Source organism: Cupriavidus sp. P-10, from assembly GCF_003402535.2.
In the GTDB taxonomy this organism is placed as follows: Bacteria; Pseudomonadota; Gammaproteobacteria; order Burkholderiales; family Burkholderiaceae; genus Cupriavidus.
The window spans coordinates 888,787-912,079 of record NZ_AP025170.1 but is presented as its reverse complement, the minus strand read 5'-3'; the positions used below and the strand labels follow the sequence as shown (position 1 = coordinate 912,079).

The following is a 23,293-nucleotide window of genomic DNA, read 5'->3' as shown; positions in this document are numbered from 1 at the left end:
TGTCACGCAGCGCCCCGCCGGTGGCCCGGTGGCGGGCGCTGGCGGCGTTCAGGCGTCCGCCCAGCGGCGCAGCAGGTTGTGATAGACGCCGGTCAGGCCGATCACGGCTTCATGCGACTGGCCGAGTTCCTGCGCCGTCTGGCGAATGCGCCCGTCCATCTCGAACAGCAGCGAACGCTTGCCGTCGTCGCGCACCATGCTCTGTATCCAGAAGAACGACGACACCCGCGCGCCGCGCGTGACCGGCGTCACGTGGTGGATGCTGGTGGCCGGGTACAGCACCATATGCCCGGCCGGCAGCTTCACGCGTTGCTGGCCGTAAGTGTCCTCGATCACCAGCTCGCCGCCGTCGTACTGGTCCGGCTCGGTCAGGAACAGCGTTGCCGACAGGTCGCTGCGGATGCGGAAGCTGGTGCCGCGCAGGTAGCGGATCGCATTGTCGACATGGTTGGCAAAGGTGTGGCCGCCCTCGTAGCGGTTGAACAGCGGCGGATAAACCTTCAGCGGCAATGCCGCCGAGAAGAACAACGCGTTGTTTCCCAGCGCATCCTGGATCAGGTCGCCAACCTGCCGCGCCGCGGGCGAGCCCTCGGGCAGCTGCAGGTTGCGCTTGGCCAGCGCCGACTGGTAGCCCGAAGTTTCATTGCCGTCAGTCCACGGTGCGGCATCGATGACCTGCCGCACCTGCGCCACCTGGTCCTTGGAGAGTACGTCGGGAATCTGCAGCAACATGGTGGCGACAACCTTTGGGCAAGAATGGGGAAAGCGCGCACGCCGGACGAACGCGTCGCGAACGCGTATTGTAGGTGAACCCTGGCATGACTCGAACAAGAATCATTACTGTTTGATCTTGTGCAGGCGCCGCCTCCACTACAATGGTTTTTGTGTTTCCGTTATCGCCTAGGAGAAGCCATGTCCGAACCGCTACACGACGAAGCGCTGGTCAATCTCTACCTGGAACGAATTTCAGCCCTGTCGGTGAGCGCCTTCGACGGTGCCGATGTCGGTGCCGAGCTCGATGCCGTGATGCGCGAAGCGGTCGCCAAATGCCAGGCCGCCGGTGGTCCGCAGGCACAAGGCACGCTGGCGGTGCTGGCCAAGCGGTTGCGCGAGCGAGCGGAAGCGGCCGAGCGCGAAGACCAGGCACTGGTGCGCAATACCTTCCTGCAGGCAGCGCAACGATTGCCGGCCTGACGGCGAGCAAGCACCACGCGCGCGATCATCGCGGAAGTTCGCGGTTCAGGTTCAGTTCGTAGCAGGGAATAAATCAGGCCGGACGGCCTTGAGAACAACACCTTGAAGGATTGCGGCGAATGCCGCGAAAGGCGTTGGTTGCGGGGGCAGGACTTGAACCTGCGACCTTCGGGTTATGAGCCCGACGAGCTGCCAACTGCTCCACCCCGCGTCCGAAGAAAAAGATTATGCAGCACTTGTGCGCATCTGGCAAGTCTTTTCTCTGCTCATCGTGGAATCGCTGGCGCGCTCATGCGCGAGGCGTGGTGTTGCCATCGGCCTCGTGCGCGGCAAGCAGTACCCCGATGGAGCGATTCACCTGCTCAAGCGCCTCGAGCTTGGTGTCGAACGCGTGGTTGGGGAACGGGTTATGCCGCCCGGCGACGACAATGCCATCTCTGCGGCGAATGACTTCGATAAAGATAGCCCATTTGCGCTTGGGCAGCGCAATCACTTCATAGACGACCTTGTAGCCTTCGAATTCAGGCATGGCGGGGCACTCCTTCTGCTGCAACGGCGAGCAAGACGTCGCTCGCTTCCAAATCCAGCGTAGGAATACCGGTCCGGATCAAAAATGATCCCGGTCAAGGTCGATTGATCATCGTGTGATATATGCCATTGCGCCGTTGGCAATAGCCGCGCATGTGGCCCGCCCGGGCATCACTCCGGCGGCGGCCCGAGCATCCGGTCCACCAGCGCATAACCGGCACCGAAAGCAGCCACTTCCGCAGCGTGACGCGTGGCGAACTGCTGCGCGCCACTCGCCAGCGCTTCGATGTCGCCCGCGTCGGCAGGATCTGCCCCCTCCTGCGCCACGCGGACTTCATAGCCCCATCGGCCGATAGTGCTCTCGCCCTGCGGCGACACCAGCACGTAGACATCCATGTCGCGGTACTGCTCGACGCGCCAGTCGTTTTCCATACCCATTGCTCCGGAGGGTCGGCGTGCTTCGCCTGCTGCTTCGAGCCTAGGAGGCGGCACGTGCGCGCGCAAGCCGTGGCGCAGCAAAAGCGCTGTCGGCGTAAGGGCGACAAAGGGGGGAAGCGAAGCAGGCATCGGCCTGACGGCCCACGCGACGCGATCGGCTGGGGGAAGGAAAGCAGAAAAACAAAAAGGGCTTCCGTTTCCGGAAGCCCTTTTCTTACTACATAGGTGGCGCGGCTGGCAGGATTCGAACCCACGACCCCTTGGTTCGTAGCCAAGTACTCTATCCAACTGAGCTACAGCCGCACTCGAGAAAAGAGATTATATCTGAGATTTCAGATTTGTGAACCCCCTTCGACACTTTTTTCTCTTCTTTTCGCGAAGTGCGGCCTGTCGGCAGTGTTTTTCTATAATGAGAACCCGAAGATGTGATCCGGACCATGAACAAGGCATTTGTCAAAGAGTCCTCTGGCGACGAGGACGACGACCTTCCCGAAGGCGCAACGCCGCTGCCTCCCGGCACCAAGAACTACATCACAGCCGATGGCTACAACCGCCTGCGCAATGAGCTGATGCAGTTGATCGACGTCGACCGGCCCGATGTGGTGCAGATCGTCTCGTGGGCCGCATCCAACGGCGACCGCTCGGAAAATGGCGATTACCTCTACGGCAAGAAGCGGCTGCGCGAGATCGACCGGCGCATCCGCTTCCTGACGCGGCGCCTGGACAAGGCCGAGGTGGTCGATCCCTCATTGCAGGGCGACAACGACCAGATCTTTTTCGGCGCCACCGTCACTTACGCCAACCGCGCCGGCGAAGAAACCACCATCACCATCGTGGGTATGGACGAAGTCGACCTGGACAGCAACCGCGTCAGCTGGATCTCGCCGATCGCCAAGGCGCTGATCAAGGCGCGCGAGGGCGACACCGTGCCGCTGCGCACGCCGGCCGGGGTCGAGCAGATCGATATCCTGGAAGTCAGCTACCCGTCAGAGAAACAATAAGTGAACCAGTGGGCGGGCGTGTCAGGGCGGCCCTGGCCAGGAGCGCGCGGCCGCAGACAGTCCAAGTAGTACGGCAAGGCCGCACAACGACGCCAGGGCCGTCCTAAAAACGCCCGCCTAGCCGTCGTTGCGGTCGCGGAAGATGCGGATGACGTCGGGGTTGCGGCGCAGCCCGCGCATCACGTTGGCCAGGTGCAGGCGGTTCTGCACCTGGATGATGAACTGCATGTAGGTGGCTTCCTGGTGGCTGCCGTCCTGCTGCTCCATCGCCACGTGCGCGACGTTGGCATCGGCCGCGGTCAGGTCCGCGGCGACGCGCGCGACGATACCCTTGACGTTGCGCACCATCACCTTGATCGACACGTCGAAGGCCCGCGTGGTCTTCTTGGCCCACATCACGTCGATCCAGTGCTCCGGATCCTTGCTGTGCAGGCGCTTGGCGATCTTGCAGTCCTGCACGTGGATCTGCAGCCCTTCGCCCTTGCCCAGGTAACCGACGATCGAATCGCCGGGGATCGGGCGGCAGCATGCCGAGAAGATCATCGACATGCCTTCGTCGCCGGTGATCGGCACCGCAGGCGCTTCTTCGCCGGCAAAGGTCTGCACCGCCGCCAGCAGCGCGCTGTCGACGTCGCCGGACAGCTCCTGCAGCAGGATCTCCATGCGCTTGGCCACTACCGCCGGCACGCGCCGGCCCAGCGCCAGGTCGGCGAAGATGTCTTCGCGCTGCTTGTTGCCGGTCCACTGGATCATGCGGTCCCACACCGACTGCGGCACGGCCTTCAGCTCGATGCCGAGCTGGCGCGCGGATTGTTCGAGCAGCCGCTCGCCGAGCTGGATCGCCTCGTCCAGCTTGGTGGTCTTCAGGTAATGGCGGATCGCCGCGCGCGCCTTGCCGGTGCGCACGAACGACAGCCACGCCGGATTCGGCTTGGAGTACGGCGCCGTCACCACCTCGACGATATCGCCGCTCTTGAGCTCGGTGCGCAGCGGCAGCAGCTCGTTGTTGATCTTGACCGCGACGCACTGGTTGCCCAGGTCGCTGTGCACCGCGTAGGCAAAGTCCAGCGCGGTGGCGCCGCGCGGCAGCGCGCGGATATGCCCCTTGGGCGTAAACACGTAGACCGCATCCGGAAACAGGTCGATCTTGACGTGCTCGAGGAATTCCTGCGAATCGCCGGTCTGGCTCTGGATGTCGAGCAGCGACTGCAGCCACTGGTGCGCCTGCTGCTGGATATCGTTGGCGTGGTCGGCCTGGTGCTTGTACATCCAGTGCGCGGCCACGCCGGCCTCGGCGATCTGGTGCATGTCGCGCGTGCGGATCTGGAACTCCACCGGCGTGCCGAACGGGCCGACCAGCGTGGTGTGCAGCGACTGGTAGCCGTTGATCTTGGGGATCGCGATGTAGTCCTTGAACTTGCCGGGCATCGGCTTGTACAGGCCATGCAGCGCGCCCATCGCCATATAGCAATGCATCTGCGTTTCCACCACCACGCGGAAACCGTACACGTCCAGCACCTGCGAGAACGACAGCTGCTTGTCGTGCATCTTGCGATAGATGCTGTAAAGCGTTTTTTCGCGGCCGGAGAGTTCGGCAACGATGCCGGCATCGGCCAGCGACTTCTGCGCGGCTTCCAGGATCCGCTTGACCACTTCGCGCCGGTTGCCGCGAGCGGCCTTGACGGCCTTTTCCAGCGTGGCGTAGCGGAACGGCGAGCCGACCTTGAACGACAGTTCCTGCAGCTCGCGGTAGATCGTGTTGAGACCGAGACGGTGCGCGATCGGCGCATAGATCTCCATGGTCTCCAGCGCGATGCGGCGGCGCTTCTCCGGCGGCACGAAGTCGAGCGTGCGCATGTTGTGCGTACGGTCGGCCAGTTTCACCAGGATCACGCGCACGTCGCGCGCCATCGCCAGCAGCATCTTGCGGAAGCTCTCCGCCTGCGCCTGCTCGCGGCTCTGGAACTCAAGCTTGTCCAGCTTGGTCAGCCCGTCGACCAGTTCGGAAACCTTGGGCCCGAATTTCTCGGCCAGTTCGCTCTTGGTGATGCCCTGGTCTTCCATCACGTCGTGCAGCAGCGCCGCCATGATGGACTGCACGTCCAGCTTCCAGTCCGCGCACAGCTCCGCCACCGCCACCGGATGGGTGATGTAGGGCTCGCCGCTCTGGCGGTACTGGCCCAGGTGGGCCTCGTCGGAAAACTGGAAGGCCTCGCGTACGCGCGCCAGGTCGGGCGCCTTCAGGTACGCGAGCTTTTCCATCAGCCGGGTGATGGAAATGACCTGCTGGCGCGGCGGCACCGCCGGCTGCGAGGTCGGGCCGAAGAAGTGCCGGTATGACTGCGCCAGCACTGCATCGATAAACAGACTGTCCGCCACCGGAGGCGCCGCTTCCTGCACTGCCGCCAGTTCGTCCTGCAGCGCGGGCGCCCTCGCCTTGCCCGGCGCCAGCGCCGGCGCGACGGCACGCTCCCCGACGACGTCGTCGCCGAGCGGATCGGGAAGATTGGGAGCGCCGGTGCGCGCGTTCACGGAAGACTGGCCCGGGATGGTGCGCTTACGCGCCGTGGGCGGCGCCGCATCGCCGAGCGCGCCTGCCGCGGGCGTCGGCGGAGAGGAAGGCTGGGAGGGCAGATGCGGCGAAGGCATGGCGGCGGCCCCTGGAATCCGGCTGGAGAGCCTGGAAATATGCTGGCACGTTGCGAGGATGAACCATGGGCCGGCCGCTCGATCGGGTCGATCAGGTCGGGACTTTCTTCAGCATCTCGATGCCGACCTGGCCCGACGCGATCTCGCGCAGTGCCACCACGGTCGGCTTGTCCTTGGCCTCGACCTTGGGCGTGTGGCCCTGCACCAGCTGGCGCGCACGGTACGTGGCCGCCAGGGCGAGCTCGAAACGATTCGGGATGTGTTTCAGACAATCTTCGACGGTAATACGCGCCATATCAAATCCACCTTGGGACAAAACCTTGTGTTGGGATGCCATTTTACAGCACGCGGCGGAAAACGCCGGCGGCGCCTCCGCGCACGTGCCTCGGCTCAGTGGATACCGAGCTCGATAAACAGCTCCGCGTGCCGTGCCTTCTGCGACGAAAAGCGCAAACGGGTGGCCCGAACCACGTTGCGCAGCTCTTCCAGCGCATTGTCGAAGACCTCGTTGATGATGACGTAGTCCGACTCCGACGCATGGGACATCTCACTGCCCGCGGCCAGCAGGCGGCGCACGATCACGTTGGGCTCGTCCTGGCCGCGCTTCTTCAGGCGCTCTTCCAGCGCGGTCAGCGACGGCGGCAGGATAAAGATCTCGACCGCGTTGGAGAAGCGCTGGTGCACCTGCTGCGCGCCCTGCCAGTCGATCTCGAGCAGCACGTCGTTGCCTTGCGCCATCTGCTGCTCGATCCACACGCGCGAGGTCGCGTAGTAGTTGCCGTGGACCTCGGCCCACTCCAGGAACTCGCCGCGGTCACGCGCCGCGCGGAAGGCATCGACGTTGACGAAGTGGTATTCGCGGCCATTCTGCTCGCCCGGGCGCGGCGCGCGCGTGGTATGCGAGATCGACAGGCGGATGGCCGGGTCCTGCGCCAGCAGCGCGTTGACCAGCGTCGACTTGCCGGCTCCCGACGGCGCCACCACCATGAACAGGTTGCCCGGGTAGACGGTGTCGATGGGAGGATGCGGCGCGGTTTGGGACGTTTGGCTCATGATGATGATTCGGTAACTTCGGGGTAATTCTCGGGGTGATTCTGATGCTTTGCTGCGTTATTCGAGGTTCTGGACCTGCTCGCGCATCTGCTCGATCAGCAGCTTGAGCTCCATCGAGGCATCGGCCAGTTCCTTGGCCGCGGCCTTGGAACCGAGCGTGTTGGCCTCGCGGTTCAGCTCCTGCATCATGAAATCGAGGCGCTTGCCGACCTGCCCGCCCTTCTTCAGGATATGGCGGGTCTCGTTCAGGTGTGCCTGCAGCCGCGACAGCTCTTCGGCGATGTCGATGCGGATGCCGTAGACGGTGGCTTCCTGACGGATGCGCTCCGCGATCTCGTCGCGGCTCATCGACGGCATGCCGGTGGGCGCGGCCAGGTTGAACGCTTCCTGCAGGCGCTCGGTCAGCTTCTGCTGGTGGTGCGCGATCAGTTGCGGGATCGCCGGCGTCAGGCGCTCGACGATCGCCAGCATGGCATCGACGCGCTCCATCAGCGTCGCCTTGAGCGCCTCGCCCTCGCGGCGGCGCGCTTCGAGCAGCTGGTCCAGCGCCTCTCGCGCGGCGCCGGTCACTGCTTCGCGCAGGGCTTCCTGCGACAGCTCGGGCTCGACCAGCACGCCCGGCCAGCGCAGGATCTCGCCCATGCGCAGCGTGCCCGCGCTGGGGAAGGTGCCGGCCACGGTGGTTTCGAGCGCGCGGATCTGCCCCAGCAGGCCGTCGTTGAGCGCCAGCGTGGCGCCGCCCGAATCGGTGCGCTGCAGGTTGATGCGGCATTCCAGCTTGCCGCGCGACAGTTCGGCCATCAGCATCTCGCGCAGCGCCGGCTCAAAGGCGCGGCACTCTTCCGGGGCCCGGAACAACAGGTCGAGGAAACGCGAATTGACAGTGCGGAATTCCACCGAAACGGAGGCGGTGCGCCCGCTCGGCTCGCCCTGTGCGTTGGTCAGTGGCGCCTGGCGCGTCGCCAGGCCATAGCCTGTCATGCTGTGGATCATTGGATGTTCTCGTGAGTGGAGGCGGCCCTGGGGCGCTGGCGGCCCGCAGGCGCCCTCCTCGAGCCTCCCGCAACCGGATGCCGGAGCGCTCTCAAAACGTTGAAAGGAGGGCAACAATGCCCGTATTTGTGTTCTTTACAAGTGACCGATTAGCCCGGACAATCCGTTGGCAAATCTGCGGAGTCATCCGCTGAGGCAAATCCGGCCCCTATTCCCATGACAGAGTCCAAGGGCACGACACAACTGAAGAGTGCACCGCTGCCCGTCGGCACGCTGTTGTCCAACTATCGTATTGTAAAGAAGTTGGCCAGCGGGGGGTTCAGTTTCGTCTACCTCGCCACCGATGAAACCGGCGCGCCGGTCGCGATCAAGGAGTACCTGCCATCGTCGCTGGCGCGGCGCAATCCGGGCGAACTGATCCCCGTGGTGCCCGAGGAAAACGCCGCGGCATTCCGGCTCGGACTGAAGTATTTCTTTGAAGAGGGCCGCTCGCTGGCCCGCATTTCCCATCCCAGCGTGGTGCGCGTGGTGAATTTCTTCCGCGAGAACGCCACGGTCTACATGGTGATGAACTACGAGCTGGGCAAGACGCTGCAGGAGCACGTGCTGGCCGCCCGGCAGCAGGGCCGCGCCAAGGTGCTGCGCGAGCATTTCATGCGCAAGGTCTTCCACGACCTGATGAGCGGCCTGCGCGAGGTGCATATCCACAAGCTGCTGCACCTGGACATCAAGCCCGGCAACATCTACCTGCGCGAGGACGAGTCGCCGATCCTGCTGGATTTCGGCGCCGCGCGGCAGACGCTGACCATGGAAGCGGCGCGCTTCCAGCCGATGTACACCCCCGGCTTCGCCGCGCCCGAGCTGTACGGCAAGCATTCCGACCTGGGTCCCTGGACCGATATCTACAGCCTGGGGGCCACGCTTTATGCCTGCATGGCCGGCATGCCGCCACAGGAAGCCAACCAGCGCGAGAAGGACGACCGCATGGCCGAGGCGCTGGTGCGGCTGCGCAGCAGCTATACCAACGGCCTGGTCGACCTGGTCGAATGGTGCCTGCGGCTGGCGCCGTCGGAGCGGCCGCAAAGCGTGTTCCGGCTGCAAAAGGAGTTGCGCGAGCAGACCAACGCGCTGAGCGAGCAGGCAATGCTGGCGGCAGCGCCGCCGGCTCCTGCAACCGAGCGCCCTGCCCCGGCTTCACGCTTCCTCACGCTGCTGCGCCGCCGCGACGAGCCGGCCCCGGGCGCGAGCGTAGAATAAATCACAAATCGCGCCCGCCGTGGCGCGATGACCTTACTGAATTTCCAAAGCCAACATGCGATTCTCTGTCTACCAGGAAAGCAGGAAAGGCGGCCGCCGTGTCAACCAGGACCGCATGGGCTATTGCTTCACGCGTGACGCGCTGCTGATGGTGCTGGCCGACGGACTGGGCGGCCATGCGCACGGCGAGGTGGCCGCCCAGCAGGCGCTGCAGACGCTGGCGCGCCAGTTCCAGGCGCAGGCGCGCCCGGTGGTGCGCAATCCCGCGGAGTTCCTGCAGGACACCATCATGCTGGCGCACCGCGAGATCCACCGCTATGCGGAAGCCAACCGCATGGCCGACGTGCCGCGTACCACGGTGGTCTGCTGCCTGGTACAGCACGGCCAGGTCTACTGGGCGCATGCCGGCGATTCGCGCTACTACCTGTTGCGCAAGGGCCGCCTGCTGACGCGCACGCGCGACCATTCCAAGATCGAAAACCTGCTGCAGCAGGAACGCGTGCTGCCGATGCACGTGGCCAACCACCCCGAGCGCAACAAGCTCTACAACTGCCTGGGCTCGCCCAACCTGCCGCTGATCGACCTGGGCGGCCCGGTGCGGCTGGAGCCGGGCGACATCGCCCTGCTCTGCTCCGACGGCCTGTGGGGGCCGCTGGACGAGCAGGCGCTGGTCGACAAGCTGTCGCGGCTGTCGGTGGTGCAGGCGGTGCCGGCGCTGATCGAGCTGGCGCTGCAGAACGCTGGCGAAGGTGCCGACAACACCACCGGCATCGCCATGATGTGGGAGCTCGACAACAACACTACCGGGCCCGATTCGGTGATGACCGATACGCTGCCGCTGAATGCGTTTACCACCTCGATCCTGGACCGCACCGGCACCGATAGCGACCTGCTGTCGGAGGAAGAAATCGAGCGCTCGATCGCCGAGATCCGCGCGGCGATCGACAAGACCAGCAACCTGATGCGCTGACCTGGTTCGCCGAGGCTGGTTCGCCCGAGGCGGCTTTTATCCGTCACCGCGTCCCAACGATAGCCCCGGCATGCAGCGCGCACGGCCCGGCGGCGTTAGAATCGCGTTCTCTCCCCCGATTCCAACCCATTTATCCCATGCGACCCAGCGGCCGCGCAGCCGATGCGCTGCGTTCCATCAGCCTTACCCGCCACTACACCCGCCATGCCGAAGGCTCCGTTCTGTGTGCCTTTGGCGACACCAAGGTGCTCTGCACCGCCAGCGTGCTGGCCAAGGTGCCGCCGCACAAGAAAGGCAGCGGCGAAGGCTGGGTCACGGCCGAATACGGCATGCTGCCCCGCGCCACCCACACCCGCTCGGACCGCGAGGCCGCGCGCGGCAAGCAGACCGGGCGCACGCAGGAAATCCAGCGCCTGATCGGCCGCGCCATGCGCTCGGTGTTCGACCTGGCGGCGCTGGGCGAGCACACTATCCACCTCGACTGCGACGTGCTGCAGGCCGACGGCGGCACCCGCACCGCGGCCATCACCGGCGCCTTTGTCGCCGCGCACGATGCGGTTGCCACCATGCTGCGCGCTGGCCTGATCTCGGCCAGCCCGATCCGCGACCACGTGGCCGCGGTCTCGGTCGGCATGGTCGACGGCGTGCCGGTGCTGGACCTGGACTACGCCGAGGACAGCAACTGCGACACCGACATGAACGTGGTCATGACCGGCAGCGGCGGCTTTGTCGAGGTGCAGGGCACCGCCGAAGGCGTGCCCTTCAGCCGCGCCGACCTGGACGCCATGACGCGCCTTGCCGAAGCCGGCATCGCCCGCCTGGTGCAGCACCAGCGCGACGCACTTGGATTGGCCTGAAGCAGGATCCGACGATGCAACGACTGGTACTCGCCTCCAACAACGCCGGCAAGCTGCGCGAGTTCGGCACGCTGCTGGCCCCGCTCGGTTTCGATGTGGTGCCGCAGGGCGACCTGGGCATTCCCGAGGCCGAAGAGCCCTTCGTCACCTTTGTCGAGAACGCGCTGACCAAGGCGCGCCACGCCAGCCGGCTGTCCGGCCTGCCCGCGCTGGCCGATGATTCCGGCATCAGCGCGCGCGCGCTCGGCGGCGCCCCAGGCGTCTATTCGGCGCGCTACGCGCAGATGGCCGGCAAGCCCAAGTCGGACGCGGCCAACAACGCGCACCTGGTGTCGCAACTGGCCGGCAAGCTGGACCGCCACGCGCACTACTATTGCGTGCTGGTGTTCGTGCGCCATGCCGAGGATCCCTGTCCGCTGATCGCCGAGGGCGTGTGGCATGGCGAGGTCGTCGACGCGCCTCGCGGCGCTGGCGGCTTTGGCTACGATCCGCATTTCCTGCTGCCGGGGCTGGGCAAGACTGCCGCCGAACTGTCGGCAGAAGAGAAGAACGCGGTCAGCCACCGCGCGCAGGCTCTGCGCGCACTGGTGGTCCGGCTGCAGGCCGACGCCGCGCAGCGCTACGGCCGATGATCCCGATCGTACCGGCCGGCAGTGCGGCACCGGCCGCTGTTTCTCCTGTCGACAGCAAGCAATTGTGGCTCAAGCCCGGGCAGATCAGCCTGCCCGGCTCGCCGCCGCTGTCGCTGTACGTGCATATCCCGTGGTGCGTGCGCAAGTGCCCGTATTGCGATTTCAATTCGCACGCCGCGCCGGGCGCCGACAACCACGAGATCCCGGAAGAGATCTACCTGGACGCGCTGCGCGCGGACCTGGAGCAATCGCTGCCGCTGGTGTGGGGCCGCCCTGTGCATACCGTCTTTATCGGCGGCGGCACGCCCAGCTTGCTGTCGGCAGCCGGCATGGACCGCCTGCTGTCCGATATCCGCGCCTTGCTGCCGCTCGATGCGGATGCCGAGATCACGATGGAGGCCAACCCCGGCACCTTCGAGGCCGACAAGTTCGCCAGCTACCGCGCCAGCGGCATCAACCGGCTGTCGATCGGCATCCAGAGCTTCAACGACCGGCACCTGCAGGCGCTCGGCCGCATCCACGGCAGCGCCGAAGCGCGCAAGGCGATCGATATCGCGCAGGCGAGTTTCGACAACATCAACCTCGACGTGATGTACGCCCTGCCGGGCCAGACGATGGACGAGTGCCGCCAGGACCTGGAGACCGCGCTGTCGTACGGCACGACGCACCTGTCGCTATACCACCTGACGCTGGAGCCAAACACGCTGTTCGCCAAGTACCCGCCAGCGCTGCCGGACGACGACAGCGCGTACGAGATGCAGGACCTGATCGAGGCACGCACGGCCGAGGCGGGCTATCGCCATTACGAGACGTCGGCCTATGCCAAGGCGCATCGCGAGGCGCGCCACAACCTCAACTACTGGCGGTTTGGGGACTACCTTGGCGTCGGCGCGGGCGCGCACGGCAAGCTGTCGTTCCCGCACCGCATCCTGCGCCAGATGCGGCACAAGCACCCGGCTACGTACATGGCGCAGGCACTTGCCGGCAATGCCTTGCAGGAAGCGCGCGACGTGAGCGCGGACGAGTTGCCGTTCGAGTTCATGCTCAATGCGCTGCGGCTCACCGATGGCGTGCCGGCATCGAGCTTCCAGGACCATACCGGGCTGCCGCTGCATACCATCAGCAAGCAACTGGCCGAAGCGGAGAAGAAGGGATTGCTGGAAGCGGACCTGACCACTATCCGTCCGACGGAGCTTGGGCGGCGCTTTCTCAATGACCTGCAGGAGATGTTCCTGAAGGACTGAGTTGCGGACGGAGCGGTATCATCAAGAAAAAAGGCCACGCAAACACGTGGCCTTTCTCTTTCCGCACGGAAACCAGCGTCAATACGCCGTCGCCATGTCGTTGGCCACGCGCGCACGCATGCCCACTTGCAGGTTGCCCAGGCTCGACTGCGTCACGGTCGCGACGCGGCCATCGTCCAGGCGCACGTTGACGCGATACGCGTTCTGCGTATTGCTGCCCGCACGCTTCTCGATCTGGTTGCCCGCCACCGCGCCGACCACGGCACCACCGATGGTGGCCGCGGTCTGCCCGCGCCCGCCGCCGACCTGGTGTCCCAGCAGGCCGCCGGCGGCACCGCCGATGACCGTGCCGAGCAGGCCCGAACTGCCTTGCGTGGAGGTGATCGGCTCGATCGATTCCACGCGGCCGTAGTACACCGAACCGGCAGGCGCCTGCGTGCTATTGGGCGTCTGGTAGCCCGGAGGCGGCGCCGTGTTGTATCCGGTATTGCTGTAGCCGCCGCCGTACGGCGCAGCACAACCAGCCAGAACCGCCACCGCGGCGGCGGCTGGCAGAACCAGCCATTTCTTGCTTTGCATTCGCATATTGAGTTCTCCTCTGTTGCCAGGCGAAGCCGGGAATGCGGCACACACCGCGCCCCCGGGCACACCAATATGAGCGACGACCACATGTGAAGGTTCCGCGATGTCAGACAGACGCCGACAGCCACCGGCCCGCGGTGTGGCAGGAAGCTTACGCACGCAGGTTCATTGCAGCGCAGGCCACCCGCTGCCACGCAGGCCTTGTATAATGCGCGGCCTGACCGTCAGGTCGATGGCAACAAGGCGCCGAAGGATCCGCCCTTTCGCGCTACAATGCCCGCACTTTCCGGAAGCGTGGCCGAGTGGTTTAAGGCAGCAGTCTTGAAAACTGCCGATGGGGTGACCCATCCGTGAGTTCGAATCTCACCGCTTCCGCCAGACAGCAAGACGGCCCGCACCAGGCAACCGGTGCGGGCCGTTCTTATTTGGAAGTCGATTCCGGACACTGCGTCAGCAACCGGTAGGCTTCGGCCTCTGAAATTTTCAGCCGGTACTTCTGCGCCAGCACGCGCGCAAATGCGTGTGCCGAGTCCGGGTGGCAGTACCGCAGTTGCTCCCGGTACGCCTCCACCTCATAGCGCAGCCGCCAGCGCCGGCTGGCGAGATACAGCACGCCCATCAGCCCCCAGCTGCGCCAGAACTGGCGCACGTGGACCTTTTCGTGTTCGATCAGCGCATCGCTGGCGCCGGGCCGCAGCAGGATCAGTGGGCCAGGCGTAAAGCCGTCAAAGCCGCGCGGGATCAGCCAGCGGGTTTCGACGACCAGGCAGAGCGGAGAGCGGCAGTAGCGGAGCATGCGTCAAGCATAGCCCGGATGCTCGCGCCCTGCCTTGCCCTGCCCTCAGGCCGCGGCGCGCAGCGGCGCCGGCGCGGCGACCGCCGGCATTGCCAGCGCCGACTGGCCGCGCGAACGGCCGGAGCTGAGGTAGCCGGCGATCGATTCCTGCGTCACTTCACCCAGGTAGTCGCCATCCGCACCCATCACCGGCAGCCAGCTGGTGTTGTGCTGGTACATGCGCGACAGCACGATGCGCAGGTGCTCGTCGAACGCCGCGGTCACCGCGAACGGACGCATCACCTCGCTGCACACGCCCTTGCCCGAGCGCGCGTCGCGACGCGTGACGTACCCCAACGCGCGCTGCGCGTCGTCCACCACCGGCAGGTGGCGCACGTCGGCATCGTCCATCACGCCCAGCGCTTCGGCCAGCGGCATGTCAGGGCGGCAGCTCGGCGGCATGGTGGCGGCGTCGCCGGCGCGCACCAGCAGCAGGCGCTTGAGCGTGTTGTCGTGGCCGACGAAGGCCTGCACGAACTCATCGGCCGGATGCGCCAGCAGCGCATCGGGGTGGTCGAACTGCACCAGCTTGCCACGGCGGAACACCGCGACCTTGTCGGCCAGCTTGATCGCTTCATCGATATCGTGCGAAACCATGATCACGGTCTTGCCGAGCTGGCGCTGCATCTGCAGGAACTCGTTCTGGATGCTTTCCCGGTTGATCGGGTCGACCGCGCCGAACGGTTCGTCCATCAGCAATACCGGCGCATCGGCCGCCAGCGCGCGGATCACGCCAATGCGCTGCTGCTGCCCGCCCGACAGCTCGCGCGGATAGCGGCCGAGCATCAGGTTGGGATCGAGCTGCACCATCGCCATCAGTTCGCGCGCGCGCTCGCGGCATTGCTTCTTGTCCCAGCCGAGCAGTCGCGGCACCACCATGATGTTCTCTTCGATGGTCATGTTGGGGAACAGGCCGATCTGCTGGATCACGTAGCCAATCTTGCGGCGCAGGGTCACGCCGTCGATGCCGCGCGTGTCCTCGCCCTCGATGCGCACCGTGCCCGAAGTCGGCTCGATCAGCCGGTTGATCATCTTTAGCGTGGTGGTCTTGCCGCAGCCTGACGGGCCGAGGAAGACGCAGATCTCGCCGCTTGGCACCTTGAGCGACACGGCATCCACCGCGCGCACTTCAGCGCCGTTCTTTTGCGGGAAGGACTTGGTGAGTTGGTCGAGTTCGATCATAGACGGATCCCCTTCGGCGTCAGCGCCCGCTGCAACCACTGCAGGAAAGCGTCCGCCACGATGGCGAGCAGGCTGACCAGGACCGCGCCCACGGCCAGCTTGCTCATGTTGCTCTGGCTGATCGCTTGCAGGATCAGCACCCCGAGGCCACCCGCGCCGATGATGGCGGCAATGGTGGCAACCCCGATATTCATCACGACGGCGGTACGCACGCCGCCGAGGATCACCGGCACGGCCAGCGGCAGGTCGACCAGCCGCATCCGTTGCCAGGTGGTCATGCCGATGCCGCGGCCCGCTTCCTGGATGCCGGGGTCGACATTGGCCAGCGCGGTGTAGGTGTTGCGCATGATCGGCAGCAGCGAGTACAGGAATACCGCCGTCACCGCCGGCACATACCCCAGCGCATGGCCGAAGCGCGCAAAGATCGGGATCATCAGCCCGAACAGCGCGATCGACGGCAGCGTCAGCACGATCGTCGCCAGTGCCAGCAGCGGCGTGGCCAGTGCGCGGAAGCGCGTGATCACGACGCCGAGCGGCACCCCGATCAGGATTGCCAGCCCCACCGCCGAGCCGACCAGCGCGAGATGCTCGCCGGTCATCTTCAGCAGCGTGGGCCAGCTGTGCTGCAGGTAAGTGAACAAGTCCATGCGGCCCTCCTCAGATCAGTCCGTGGCTGCGCAGGAAGTCCTCCGCGACCTTGTCCACCGGCTGCTGGCCGATGTCCACCTTGTAGTTCATGTCGGTCATGCTCTCGTTGTCGAGCTTGACCGCCAGCGCGTTGAGCAGGCCCGCCAGTTCCGGATGCTTGTCGAGCAACGGCTTGCGCACCACCGGCACCGCGTTGTAAGGCGGGAAGAAATGCAGGTCGTCTTCCAGCAGCACCAAGTCAAAGCCCTTGACGCGGCCATCGGTGGCGTAGACCAGCCCCAGTTCCACCTGGTTGTTCTTCAGCGCGGTGTAGACCAGGCCCGGGTCGAGCTGGATCACGTCGCGGCGCGAGAACGGCAGCTTGTACAACTCCTTGAGCGGCTCCAGGCCATCCGGGCGCGCGGCGAATTCCATGTCGACAGCGAACGGGTGGCTGGCATCGGGGCCGGCCTTGCGCATCTGCTCGGCAAACGCCGACAGCGTGGCCACGCCTTTGCCAGCGCGTTCCTTCGGCATCGCCAGTGCATAGGTGTTGTTGATGTTGGAGGCATCCAGCCACACCAGCCCGCGCGCGCCGTCCATCTGCTTGACGCGCTCATAGCTTTCTTTCGCGCCCAGCTTTTCCTGGACCTTGTTGAACACGATCAGCGCGGTCCCGGTGTAGTCCCAGACCACGTCGAGCTGGTTGCTTTCCATGGCCTGGCGCATCAGCGTACTGCCCAGGCCAGCGGTCAGCTCGGTGGTGAAGCCCTTGGCGCGCAGGTACTTCGACGTCATCGACGACAGCAGCAACTGCTCGGTGAAGTTCTTGCCGCCCACGCGGATCGGCGCTGCGCCGGCATCGGCCGCGTGCACCTCGGGCGCCGTGGCCAGCGCCAGGCCTGCCGCGAACGCGGTGACGGCTGCCACCAGCATCGCGGCGCGCCGCGCACGGCGGCGGATGAATTGCATTGGGTCTTTCATGTCGGCCCCCTTGGTCAGCGGATCAGCGCGCCAGGCCGCGGCGGCGCAGGTACATCTGGCCGGCAGCGGCGAACAGCGCGTCCAGCGCCAGCGCCAGCAGCGCGGTGGCGGCCGCGCCCAGCAGCAGCAGCGACTGGTTGTTCAGGTAAATGCCCGGGAAAATCAGTTCGCCCAGGCTGTTGGCGCCGATCAGGAACGACAGCGGCACGGTGCCGACGTTGATCACCAGCGCGATGCGGATGCCGGCCAGCATCACCGGCAGCGCATTCGGCAATTCCACGCGCACCAGCCGCTGCACCGGCGTCATGCCGATACCGCGTGCCGCTTCCAGCAGCGTGGGCGAGACATTGCGCAGCCCTTCGTAGGTATTGCGCACGATCGGCAGCAGCGAGGCCAGCCACAGCGCCAGGATCGCCGGACGCTCGCCGATGCCGAGCACCGCCAGTGCCAGCGCCAGCACCGCCAGCGAGGGCACCGTGTTGCCGACGTTGAAGACCTGCATCAGCCGGTCGGCCCAACGGCGCATGCACGGCCGGCTCAGCGCGATCCCCGCCGGGATGCCGGTGGCCAGCGCCAGCGACATCGACATCGCCACCAGGCGCAGATGGTCAGCCACGTCGTACAGCAGGCGTTCCTGATATTTCTGAATCACATCGACGCCAATCCACGCGACCAATGCGGCGATCGCGGCAAGCGTCAGTCCTGCCCAGGCGAAAGACCGGGCCGATTGCTTTGACATACTCTCCCCTCTTCCGGGCCAGAAAAGAGAGCAAGACGCCACTTTTCGACAACGGAAAACAATAGGGCTGGTGGTTTCGGAGATAGAGGCGCCACCGGCCCGGTTCAGATTGCCTTGCCGCCATGACCGGCAGGAGTGCCGGCGGACGGTCTGTGGGCCCTTCCGCCGTCGGCGGTGGAGCCCGATTGACGGGATGCCGGCATGCGGCCGGACATTCCCTGAAGCGGCGCAGCCGGCGACGCTTAAGCGTGGCGACCAGTTGGCCAGTGGCAGCGCAGGTATTGAGGTTTTTCGACGCGCCGCCGATCCATTGGCCGTTGACTGGCAAGGGCTGGCGCGGATTCGGCCACCTTGCAATTCACATCAACGGATGACAAAGAGAGCGCTATTATAGCGATCTTCATCGATCTTGTCATCTTCCCGCTTTCCGGCGGCCATTTGGCGGCAATTTTATGCTTTCGTGAGGCGTTCCCGACACCGGTCGCCGGGGCCGGTTTCGGCTGTTGCAGTGTTCCAAATTCGATTGCTGAGGCCGGAGGCATCGACCTATGGATGGAACAATCTGTTGCCTTCCCGCCCTCTACTCTTTCCCTGCCAAACCACTAAATTGACGGGGTAGCTGAAACGACGGGACCGCGCGGCACGATCGCAGCGCCTCCCGCCCACCGGAGAAAGACATGGACACCCGTACCCCCTTCACCACCGTTGCCGCCACCGCCGCGGAAAGCGTGCAACGCTCGCGCACCGTGGACCGCGTCGTGCGGGGCATCGCCACCTCCGACGGCGCCGGCGTCAAGCTGACCCGCGTGCTGACGCAGAACCTGCAGCGCCGGCTGGACCCGTTCCTGATGCTCGATGCCTTCGGCACCGACAGCAAGGATGACTACATCGGCGGCTTCCCCGATCACCCGCACCGCGGCTTCGAGACCATCACGTACATGCTGGCCGGCCGCATGCGCCATCGCGACAGCGCGGGCAACGAAGGCCTGCTGCAGAACGGCGGCGCCCAGTGGATGGTGGCCGGCGCCGGCGTGGTGCACTCGGAGATGCCCGAGCAGGAGGACGGCCGCATGGAAGGCTTCCAGCTCTGGCTGAACCTGCCGGCCGCGGACAAGATGACCGCGCCGTGGTACCGCGACATGCCCTCGGCCGAGATTCCGACGGTGGCTCTGGACAACGGTGGCACAGTGCGTGTGCTGGCGGGCGCCAGCCACGGCGTGGCCGGTGCGATCAAGCGCCCGGTGACCGAACCGCTCTACCTCGACGTGCACCTTCCGCCCGGACAGACGTTCAGGCAGGCACTGCCGGGCGGGCACAACGCCTTTGTGTACGTCTACCAGGGCGAAGTGTCGATCGGCGATGGCGATGACCGCGCGGTGGTCGAGCCCCAGCGCATGGGCGTGCTGGACAATGCCGGCGTGGCCGATGGCGTCGTCGTGCGGGCGGACGCGGACGCGCGTTTCCTGCTGATCGCCGGCAAGCCGCTGAACGAGCCGATTGCGCAGTACGGCCCGTTCGTGATGAACACGCAGGAGCAGATCTACCAGACGCTGGCGGATTTCCGGGATGGGCGGTTCGCGACGATCGCGGCTGCCAGCGGGGCCTGACGCCGGGCCCTTCGGGGCTTCCCCCTGCACTGCAAGCCGCCGCCTCCGCCAGGAGGCGGCGGCTTTTTTTCGTGCCGTAGCCGGCATGCGACTTGCAACCTGCCTGCAACCGTTGCAGGCACTGGACACTCGTCCGTTTCAGGCCTTCCGGCTCCCGCTCACTTATATAATTCGACACCTATATCGAGCATCACCAGATCATGATGAATGCTGCAATGCGTCGCGGCGATCCTGCGCCACGCACTGCCGCGCTTTGACTCATCCCGACGTTGCTGCCCTCACAACAACCCGAGCCGCCTCAGTGACATCACAAACCCCTCCCAGGCTGGCGCTTGCCCATATCAGCAAGCGCTATCCGGGCGTCGTTGCCAACGACGACGTCAGCCTTACCGTGGCCCCCGGCGAGATCCACGCCGTACTGGGCGAGAACGGCGCCGGCAAGTCCACCCTGATGAAGATCATCTTCGGTGCCGTCCGGCCCGATGCCGGCGAGGTGCACTTCAACGGGGCGCCGGTCACGATCAACAGCCCGCACGATGCCCGCAACCTGGGCATCGCCATGGTGTTCCAGCATTTCTCGCTGTTCGACACGCTGACGGTGACCGAGAACATCGCGCTCGGCCTGCCGGCCAGCCAGCAAGGCAACATGAAGCAGCTGGCCGAGCGCATCCGCGCCACCGCGGAACGGTACGGCCTGCCGCTCGAACCCAACCGCCACGTGCACACGCTGTCGGTCGGCGAGCGCCAGCGCGTGGAGATCGTGCGCGCGCTGCTGGCCAACCCCCAGTTGCTGATCCTGGACGAGCCCACTTCGGTGCTGACACCGCAGGCAGTCGAGACGCTATTCGTCACGCTGCGCCAACTGGCCGACGAGGGCACCAGCATCCTCTACATCAGCCACAAGCTCGACGAGATCCGCGCGCTGTGCCATCACGCCACCGTGATGCGCATGGGCAAGGTCACCGGCGTGTGCGAGCCGCGCCAGGAAACCGCGGCGTCGCTGTCACGGCTGATGATCGGCGGCGAGCCGCCGCGTGAAGCGCGCATTGCGGCCGAACGCGGGCCGGTGCGGCTGAGCGTGCAGGAACTGTCGCTGCCGCGATCGCACGCGTTTGCCACGGAACTGAACCGCGTTTCGCTCGACGTGCATGCGGGCGAGATCGTCGGCATCGCCGGCGTCTCTGGCAACGGCCAGCAGGAATTGCTCGCCGCGCTGTCAGGTGAAGACACGCGCGCGCCGAACGTCTCGGTGCAGCTTGGCGGCAAGCCGGTCGGCAAGCTCGACGCGCGTCGGCGCCGCCGCGCGGGGCTGGCCTTTGTGCCAGAAGAGCGCCTGGGGCGTGGCGCGGTGCCGGGCATGAGCCTGGCCGCCAATATCCTGCTGTCGCACCAGACCCCGCCCTATGTGCGCCAAGGCATGATCTCGCCGCGCGCGGCGACCGGCCTGGCGGCGGCGGTGATCGACCGCTTCCGCGTCAAGGCCAGCGGACCGGATGCGCTGGCGCGCAGCCTGTCCGGCGGCAACCTGCAGAAATTCATTGTCGGCCGCGAGATCGAAAGCGGCCCGAAGGTATTGATCGTGGCGCAACCGACCTGGGGCGTGGACGTGGGCGCCGCGGCGCAGATCCATAACGAAATCCTGGCGCTGAAAGCCACCGGCTGCGCCATCCTGGTGGTGTCGGAAGAACTCGACGAGCTGTTTGCGATCTGCGATCGGCTGCACGTGGTCGCCAAGGGCCACCTGTCGCCGTCGGTGCCAACCGAGACCGCCACGCGCGAGCAGGTCGGCCTGTGGATGAGCGGATTGTGGGAAGGCGGTCCCGCCCAGGCACGCCCTGCGGAGGTGGCAAGCCATGGCTGATGTGCGACGTCTTCTCCCCCTTTCCCCGCTTACGCTGGCACCGCGCGGGCTGCCGTCGCGCACCATGGCCTATGCCTCGCCGGTGGTTGCGCTGGCGCTGACGCTGCTGTTCGGTGCGCTGCTGTTCCTGGTGCTCGGCAAGGACCCGGTGGCCGCGCTCAAGGTCTTCCTGGCCGATCCGCTGCGTGACAAGCGCGCCATCGGCGAAGTGCTGCTCAAGACCGTGCCGCTGGTGCTGTGCGCGCTCGGCCTGTCGGTGTGCTACCGGGCCAATGTATGGAACATCGGCGCCGACGGCCAGTTGATCGCCGGCGGCATCTGCGCCGGTGCCACGGTGCTGTATTTCGACGTGCCGGGGCAGACCATGAACGGCACCGTGGTGCTGGTACTGGCCTCGCTTGCAGGCATCGTCGGCGGCATGGCCTGGGCTTCGCTCACCGCGCTGCTGAAGGACAGGTTCAACGCCAACGAGATCCTGGTTTCGCTGATGCTCACCTACATCGCGCAGCAGTTGCTGCTGTGGGTGGTCAACGGGCCGCTGAAGGATCCCAATGGCATGAACTTCCCGCAATCGAAGGTGTTCTCGTCCGAGTTCCTGCTCCCCAACCTGATGTCGGGCTCGCGCCTGCATGCCGGCTTTGCGGTGATGCTGGTGCTGGTGGTGGTGATGACGGTGTTCGTGTTCCGCAGCTTCGCCGGCTATCGCCTGCAGGTGGGCGGCACGGCGCCGTCGGCGGCGCGCTACGCGGGCTTTTCCGCGCGCAGCGCGTTGTGGAGCGCCCTGTTGATCTCGGGCGCGACCGCGGGACTGACAGGCGCGTTTGAAGTGGTCGGCCCGATCGGCCAGCTGTTGCCATCGATCTCGCCGGGCTATGGCTTCACCGCGATCATCGTCGCGTTTATCGGCCGGCTGCATCCGGTCGGCACCGTCTTCGGCGGCATCATGATGTCGCTGTTCTATATCGGCGGCGAGATGGCGCAGTCGCGCCTGGGCCTGCCATCAGCCATAGGCTGGGTGTTCCAGGGCATGCTGCTGTTCTTCCTGCTGGCATGCGACACGCTGATCGAAAACCGCCTGCGCTGGCGCGCCACCACGGCCTGAGCGGAGCAAACAAAGAACATGGAACAACTCGCTCCCCTCATCGCCACCGCCATCAACGCCGGCACGCCGCTGCTGCTTGCCGCGCTGGGCCTGCTGATCAACGAACGCTCGGGCGTGCTCAACCTGGGCGCCGAAGGCATGATGCTGGTCGCGGCGGTGGCCGGCTTCATGGTCGGCTACCAGACCCAGTCGCCGATGCTCGGCTTTGCCGCCGGCGCGCTGGCCGGCATGCTGATGGCCACGCTGTTCTCGTGGCTGGCGCTGGTGCTGGCCACCAACCAGGTCGCCACGGGCCTGGCGCTGTCGATCTTCGGCACGGGGCTGTCGGCCTTCATGGGCCAGCGCTTCGTCGGCTTCGCCATGCCGGCGCAGGCCAAGGCCGTACCCGGACTGGCCCACCTGCCCTTTGTTGGCCCGGCGTTCTTCCAGCATCACTGGATGGTGTATTTCAGCCTGCTGCTGTGCCTTGCCATCATGTGGTTCCTGTTCCGCACGCGCGCGGGCCTGACGCTGCGCGCGATCGGCGAATCGCCGGAATCCGCGCACGCGCTCGGCTACCCGGTGCGCACCATCCGCTTCGGCGCGCTGCTGTTCGGCGGCGCCTGCTGCGGGCTGGCAGGCGCCTATCTGTCGCTGGTCTATACCCCGATGTGGGTCGAGAACCTGGTCGCCGGCCGCGGCTGGATCGCGCTGGCGCTGACGACCTTCGCCACCTGGCGGCCCGGCCGCGTGCTGGTGGGCGCGTGGCTGTTCGGCGGCGTGACGATCCTGCAGTTCTACCTGCAGGGCATCGGCGTATCGGTGCCGTCGCAGTTCCTGTCGATGCTGCCTTATGCGGCCACCATCGTGGTGCTGGCGCTGATCTCGCGCAACCCGGCGTGGATACGCCTGAACATGCCGGCATCGCTGGGCAAGCCGTTCCGCCCGGGCAATGCCTGATCGTTTTTGACGGAAATCC

The 23,293-nt window shown here is 65.9% G+C and carries 25 protein-coding genes and 3 tRNA genes; 13 read left to right on the top strand and 15 right to left on the bottom strand.

What is annotated here, in order from left to right:
• Window positions 1-48: 48 nt before the first annotated feature.
• Window positions 49-732 carry a Fe2+-dependent dioxygenase gene (locus CTP10_RS04235; RefSeq protein WP_116317468.1) on the bottom strand — a complete coding sequence of 228 codons (684 nt, stop codon included), beginning with the start codon at window positions 730-732 and terminating at the stop codon, window positions 49-51.
• A gap of 180 nt (window positions 733-912) precedes the next feature.
• Between CTP10_RS04235 and CTP10_RS04230 the strand changes: the two genes are divergently transcribed.
• A complete protein-coding gene (locus CTP10_RS04230) occupies window positions 913-1,194 on the top strand; it encodes a hypothetical protein (RefSeq protein WP_116317467.1) in 282 nt (93 codons plus the stop codon).
• A 135-nt stretch (window positions 1,195-1,329) separates the two neighbouring features.
• On the opposite strand, the gene CTP10_RS04225 is transcribed toward CTP10_RS04230, so the two are convergent.
• The 4 genes from CTP10_RS04225 to CTP10_RS04210 all read right to left on the bottom strand — a co-directional run bounded on the left by CTP10_RS04225 (window position 1,330) and on the right by CTP10_RS04210 (window position 2,463).
• Window positions 1,330-1,405, bottom strand: a tRNA-Met gene (locus tag CTP10_RS04225).
• Window positions 1,406-1,483: 78 nt separating this feature from the next.
• Entirely contained in the window at window positions 1,484-1,723 is a 240-nt protein-coding gene (locus tag CTP10_RS04220; protein WP_116317466.1) for a hypothetical protein, read from the bottom strand.
• A 170-nt stretch (window positions 1,724-1,893) separates the two neighbouring features.
• A complete protein-coding gene (locus CTP10_RS04215; protein ID WP_116317465.1) occupies window positions 1,894-2,154 on the bottom strand; it encodes a hypothetical protein in 261 nt (86 codons plus the stop codon).
• 232 nt (window positions 2,155-2,386) lie between these two features.
• Window positions 2,387-2,463 (bottom strand) — tRNA-Arg (locus CTP10_RS04210).
• Between the two features lie 134 nt (window positions 2,464-2,597).
• Here CTP10_RS04210 and greB point away from each other — a divergent pair.
• The gene (greB, locus tag CTP10_RS04205; protein WP_116317464.1) at window positions 2,598-3,161 is read left to right on the top strand and encodes a transcription elongation factor GreB; all 564 of its coding nucleotides are present in this window, start codon (window positions 2,598-2,600) and stop codon (window positions 3,159-3,161) included.
• A gap of 117 nt (window positions 3,162-3,278) precedes the next feature.
• Here greB and CTP10_RS04200 read toward each other — a convergent pair whose 3' ends face one another.
• The 4 genes from CTP10_RS04200 to CTP10_RS04185 all read right to left on the bottom strand — a co-directional run bounded on the left by CTP10_RS04200 (window position 3,279) and on the right by CTP10_RS04185 (window position 7,856).
• On the bottom strand, window positions 3,279-5,810 hold the full coding sequence (locus tag CTP10_RS04200; protein WP_233527954.1) for a RelA/SpoT family protein: 2,532 nt from the start codon (window positions 5,808-5,810) through the stop codon (window positions 3,279-3,281).
• A gap of 91 nt (window positions 5,811-5,901) precedes the next feature.
• Complete coding sequence (gene rpoZ, locus CTP10_RS04195) at window positions 5,902-6,105, bottom strand: DNA-directed RNA polymerase subunit omega (RefSeq protein ID WP_006578656.1); 204 nt, start codon at window positions 6,103-6,105, stop codon at window positions 5,902-5,904.
• Window positions 6,106-6,200: 95 nt separating this feature from the next.
• A complete protein-coding gene (gmk, locus tag CTP10_RS04190) occupies window positions 6,201-6,863 on the bottom strand; it encodes a guanylate kinase (RefSeq protein WP_116317463.1) in 663 nt (220 codons plus the stop codon).
• Window positions 6,864-6,920: 57 nt separating this feature from the next.
• Window positions 6,921-7,856 (bottom strand): YicC/YloC family endoribonuclease, encoded by a 936-nt coding sequence (locus CTP10_RS04185; RefSeq protein ID WP_116317462.1) that lies wholly within the window; start codon window positions 7,854-7,856, stop codon window positions 6,921-6,923.
• Between the two features lie 216 nt (window positions 7,857-8,072).
• On the opposite strand from CTP10_RS04185, the gene CTP10_RS04180 reads away from it, so the two are divergent.
• The 5 genes from CTP10_RS04180 (at window position 8,073) to hemW (ending at window position 12,816) form a co-directional block, all read left to right on the top strand.
• On the top strand, window positions 8,073-9,113 hold the full coding sequence (locus CTP10_RS04180) for a serine/threonine protein kinase (RefSeq protein WP_116317461.1): 1,041 nt from the start codon (window positions 8,073-8,075) through the stop codon (window positions 9,111-9,113).
• A gap of 55 nt (window positions 9,114-9,168) precedes the next feature.
• Entirely contained in the window at window positions 9,169-10,083 is a 915-nt protein-coding gene (locus CTP10_RS04175; protein ID WP_116317460.1) for a PP2C family protein-serine/threonine phosphatase, read from the top strand.
• 137 nt (window positions 10,084-10,220) lie between these two features.
• Window positions 10,221-10,940 carry a ribonuclease PH gene (rph, locus tag CTP10_RS04170; RefSeq protein ID WP_116317459.1) on the top strand — a complete coding sequence of 240 codons (720 nt, stop codon included), beginning with the start codon at window positions 10,221-10,223 and terminating at the stop codon, window positions 10,938-10,940.
• Window positions 10,941-10,954: 14 nt separating this feature from the next.
• Complete coding sequence (gene rdgB / locus CTP10_RS04165; protein ID WP_116317458.1) at window positions 10,955-11,572, top strand: RdgB/HAM1 family non-canonical purine NTP pyrophosphatase; 618 nt, start codon at window positions 10,955-10,957, stop codon at window positions 11,570-11,572.
• Window positions 11,569-12,816 (top strand): radical SAM family heme chaperone HemW, encoded by a 1,248-nt coding sequence (gene hemW / locus CTP10_RS04160; RefSeq protein WP_116317457.1) that lies wholly within the window; start codon window positions 11,569-11,571, stop codon window positions 12,814-12,816. The genes rdgB and hemW overlap by 4 nt, the downstream gene beginning before the upstream one ends.
• A 78-nt stretch (window positions 12,817-12,894) precedes the next feature.
• Here the strand turns inward: hemW and CTP10_RS04155 are convergent, their stop codons facing one another.
• A complete protein-coding gene (locus CTP10_RS04155) occupies window positions 12,895-13,401 on the bottom strand; it encodes a glycine zipper 2TM domain-containing protein (RefSeq protein ID WP_116317456.1) in 507 nt (168 codons plus the stop codon).
• A gap of 285 nt (window positions 13,402-13,686) precedes the next feature.
• On the opposite strand from CTP10_RS04155, the gene CTP10_RS04150 reads away from it, so the two are divergent.
• Window positions 13,687-13,776, top strand: a tRNA-Ser gene (locus tag CTP10_RS04150).
• A 43-nt stretch (window positions 13,777-13,819) separates the two neighbouring features.
• On the opposite strand, the gene CTP10_RS04145 is transcribed toward CTP10_RS04150, so the two are convergent.
• From CTP10_RS04145 to CTP10_RS04125, 5 genes are read right to left on the bottom strand one after another with little or no spacing between them, the layout of a single operon-like run.
• Entirely contained in the window at window positions 13,820-14,194 is a 375-nt protein-coding gene (locus CTP10_RS04145; protein WP_116317455.1) for a hypothetical protein, read from the bottom strand.
• A 45-nt stretch (window positions 14,195-14,239) separates the two neighbouring features.
• The gene (locus CTP10_RS04140; RefSeq protein WP_116317454.1) at window positions 14,240-15,415 is read right to left on the bottom strand and encodes an osmoprotectant ABC transporter ATP-binding protein OsmV; all 1,176 of its coding nucleotides are present in this window, start codon (window positions 15,413-15,415) and stop codon (window positions 14,240-14,242) included.
• Window positions 15,412-16,062, bottom strand: a complete 651-nt coding sequence (locus CTP10_RS04135) for an ABC transporter permease (protein WP_116317453.1) — start codon at window positions 16,060-16,062, stop codon at window positions 15,412-15,414. Before CTP10_RS04135 ends, CTP10_RS04140 begins: the two co-directional genes overlap by 4 nt.
• A 10-nt stretch (window positions 16,063-16,072) precedes the next feature.
• Window positions 16,073-17,014: a glycine betaine ABC transporter substrate-binding protein gene (locus CTP10_RS04130; protein WP_116317452.1), complete on the bottom strand. Its 942-nt coding sequence runs from the start codon at window positions 17,012-17,014 to the stop codon at window positions 16,073-16,075.
• Between the two features lie 34 nt (window positions 17,015-17,048).
• Window positions 17,049-17,765 (bottom strand): ABC transporter permease, encoded by a 717-nt coding sequence (locus CTP10_RS04125; RefSeq protein ID WP_116317451.1) that lies wholly within the window; start codon window positions 17,763-17,765, stop codon window positions 17,049-17,051.
• Between the two features lie 351 nt (window positions 17,766-18,116).
• Here CTP10_RS04125 and CTP10_RS04120 point away from each other — a divergent pair, with 351 nt between their 5' ends.
• The 5 genes from CTP10_RS04120 (at window position 18,117) to CTP10_RS04100 (ending at window position 23,274) form a co-directional block, all read left to right on the top strand.
• Window positions 18,117-18,371: a hypothetical protein gene (locus CTP10_RS04120; protein ID WP_147316181.1), complete on the top strand. Its 255-nt coding sequence runs from the start codon at window positions 18,117-18,119 to the stop codon at window positions 18,369-18,371.
• Window positions 18,372-18,442: 71 nt separating this feature from the next.
• Window positions 18,443-19,372 (top strand): pirin family protein, encoded by a 930-nt coding sequence (locus CTP10_RS04115; protein WP_116317450.1) that lies wholly within the window; start codon window positions 18,443-18,445, stop codon window positions 19,370-19,372.
• A 301-nt stretch (window positions 19,373-19,673) separates the two neighbouring features.
• Window positions 19,674-21,233, top strand: a complete 1,560-nt coding sequence (locus tag CTP10_RS04110) for an ABC transporter ATP-binding protein (protein WP_116317449.1) — start codon at window positions 19,674-19,676, stop codon at window positions 21,231-21,233.
• On the top strand, window positions 21,226-22,335 hold the full coding sequence (locus CTP10_RS04105; RefSeq protein ID WP_116317448.1) for an ABC transporter permease: 1,110 nt from the start codon (window positions 21,226-21,228) through the stop codon (window positions 22,333-22,335). Before CTP10_RS04110 ends, CTP10_RS04105 begins: the two co-directional genes overlap by 8 nt.
• Before the next feature lie 18 nt (window positions 22,336-22,353).
• Entirely contained in the window at window positions 22,354-23,274 is a 921-nt protein-coding gene (locus tag CTP10_RS04100) for an ABC transporter permease (protein WP_116317447.1), read from the top strand.
• Window positions 23,275-23,293: the final 19 nt, after the last annotated feature.

Bases quoted from the DNA above. Each gene is read 5' to 3' on its own strand.
- CTP10_RS04235 (WP_116317468.1), bottom strand. From the start codon at position 732: ATGTTGCTGCAGATTCCCGACGTACTCTCCAAGGACCAGGTGGCGCAG.
- CTP10_RS04230 (WP_116317467.1), top strand. From the start codon at position 913: ATGTCCGAACCGCTACACGACGAAGCGCTGGTCAATCTCTACCTGGAA.
- CTP10_RS04220 (WP_116317466.1), bottom strand. From the start codon at position 1,723: ATGCCTGAATTCGAAGGCTACAAGGTCGTCTATGAAGTGATTGCGCTG.
- CTP10_RS04215 (WP_116317465.1), bottom strand. From the start codon at position 2,154: ATGGAAAACGACTGGCGCGTCGAGCAGTACCGCGACATGGATGTCTAC.
- greB (WP_116317464.1), top strand. From the start codon at position 2,598: ATGAACAAGGCATTTGTCAAAGAGTCCTCTGGCGACGAGGACGACGAC.
- CTP10_RS04200 (WP_233527954.1), bottom strand. From the start codon at position 5,810: ATGCCTTCGCCGCATCTGCCCTCCCAGCCTTCCTCTCCGCCGACGCCC.
- rpoZ (WP_006578656.1), bottom strand. From the start codon at position 6,105: ATGGCGCGTATTACCGTCGAAGATTGTCTGAAACACATCCCGAATCGT.
- gmk (WP_116317463.1), bottom strand. From the start codon at position 6,863: ATGAGCCAAACGTCCCAAACCGCGCCGCATCCTCCCATCGACACCGTC.
- CTP10_RS04185 (WP_116317462.1), bottom strand. From the start codon at position 7,856: ATGATCCACAGCATGACAGGCTATGGCCTGGCGACGCGCCAGGCGCCA.
- CTP10_RS04180 (WP_116317461.1), top strand. From the start codon at position 8,073: ATGACAGAGTCCAAGGGCACGACACAACTGAAGAGTGCACCGCTGCCC.
- CTP10_RS04175 (WP_116317460.1), top strand. From the start codon at position 9,169: ATGCGATTCTCTGTCTACCAGGAAAGCAGGAAAGGCGGCCGCCGTGTC.
- rph (WP_116317459.1), top strand. From the start codon at position 10,221: ATGCGACCCAGCGGCCGCGCAGCCGATGCGCTGCGTTCCATCAGCCTT.
- rdgB (WP_116317458.1), top strand. From the start codon at position 10,955: ATGCAACGACTGGTACTCGCCTCCAACAACGCCGGCAAGCTGCGCGAG.
- hemW (WP_116317457.1), top strand. From the start codon at position 11,569: ATGATCCCGATCGTACCGGCCGGCAGTGCGGCACCGGCCGCTGTTTCT.
- CTP10_RS04155 (WP_116317456.1), bottom strand. From the start codon at position 13,401: ATGCGAATGCAAAGCAAGAAATGGCTGGTTCTGCCAGCCGCCGCCGCG.
- CTP10_RS04145 (WP_116317455.1), bottom strand. From the start codon at position 14,194: ATGCTCCGCTACTGCCGCTCTCCGCTCTGCCTGGTCGTCGAAACCCGC.
- CTP10_RS04140 (WP_116317454.1), bottom strand. From the start codon at position 15,415: ATGATCGAACTCGACCAACTCACCAAGTCCTTCCCGCAAAAGAACGGC.
- CTP10_RS04135 (WP_116317453.1), bottom strand. From the start codon at position 16,062: ATGGACTTGTTCACTTACCTGCAGCACAGCTGGCCCACGCTGCTGAAG.
- CTP10_RS04130 (WP_116317452.1), bottom strand. From the start codon at position 17,014: ATGCAATTCATCCGCCGCCGTGCGCGGCGCGCCGCGATGCTGGTGGCA.
- CTP10_RS04125 (WP_116317451.1), bottom strand. From the start codon at position 17,765: ATGTCAAAGCAATCGGCCCGGTCTTTCGCCTGGGCAGGACTGACGCTT.
- CTP10_RS04115 (WP_116317450.1), top strand. From the start codon at position 18,443: ATGGACACCCGTACCCCCTTCACCACCGTTGCCGCCACCGCCGCGGAA.
- CTP10_RS04105 (WP_116317448.1), top strand. From the start codon at position 21,226: ATGGCTGATGTGCGACGTCTTCTCCCCCTTTCCCCGCTTACGCTGGCA.
- CTP10_RS04100 (WP_116317447.1), top strand. From the start codon at position 22,354: ATGGAACAACTCGCTCCCCTCATCGCCACCGCCATCAACGCCGGCACG.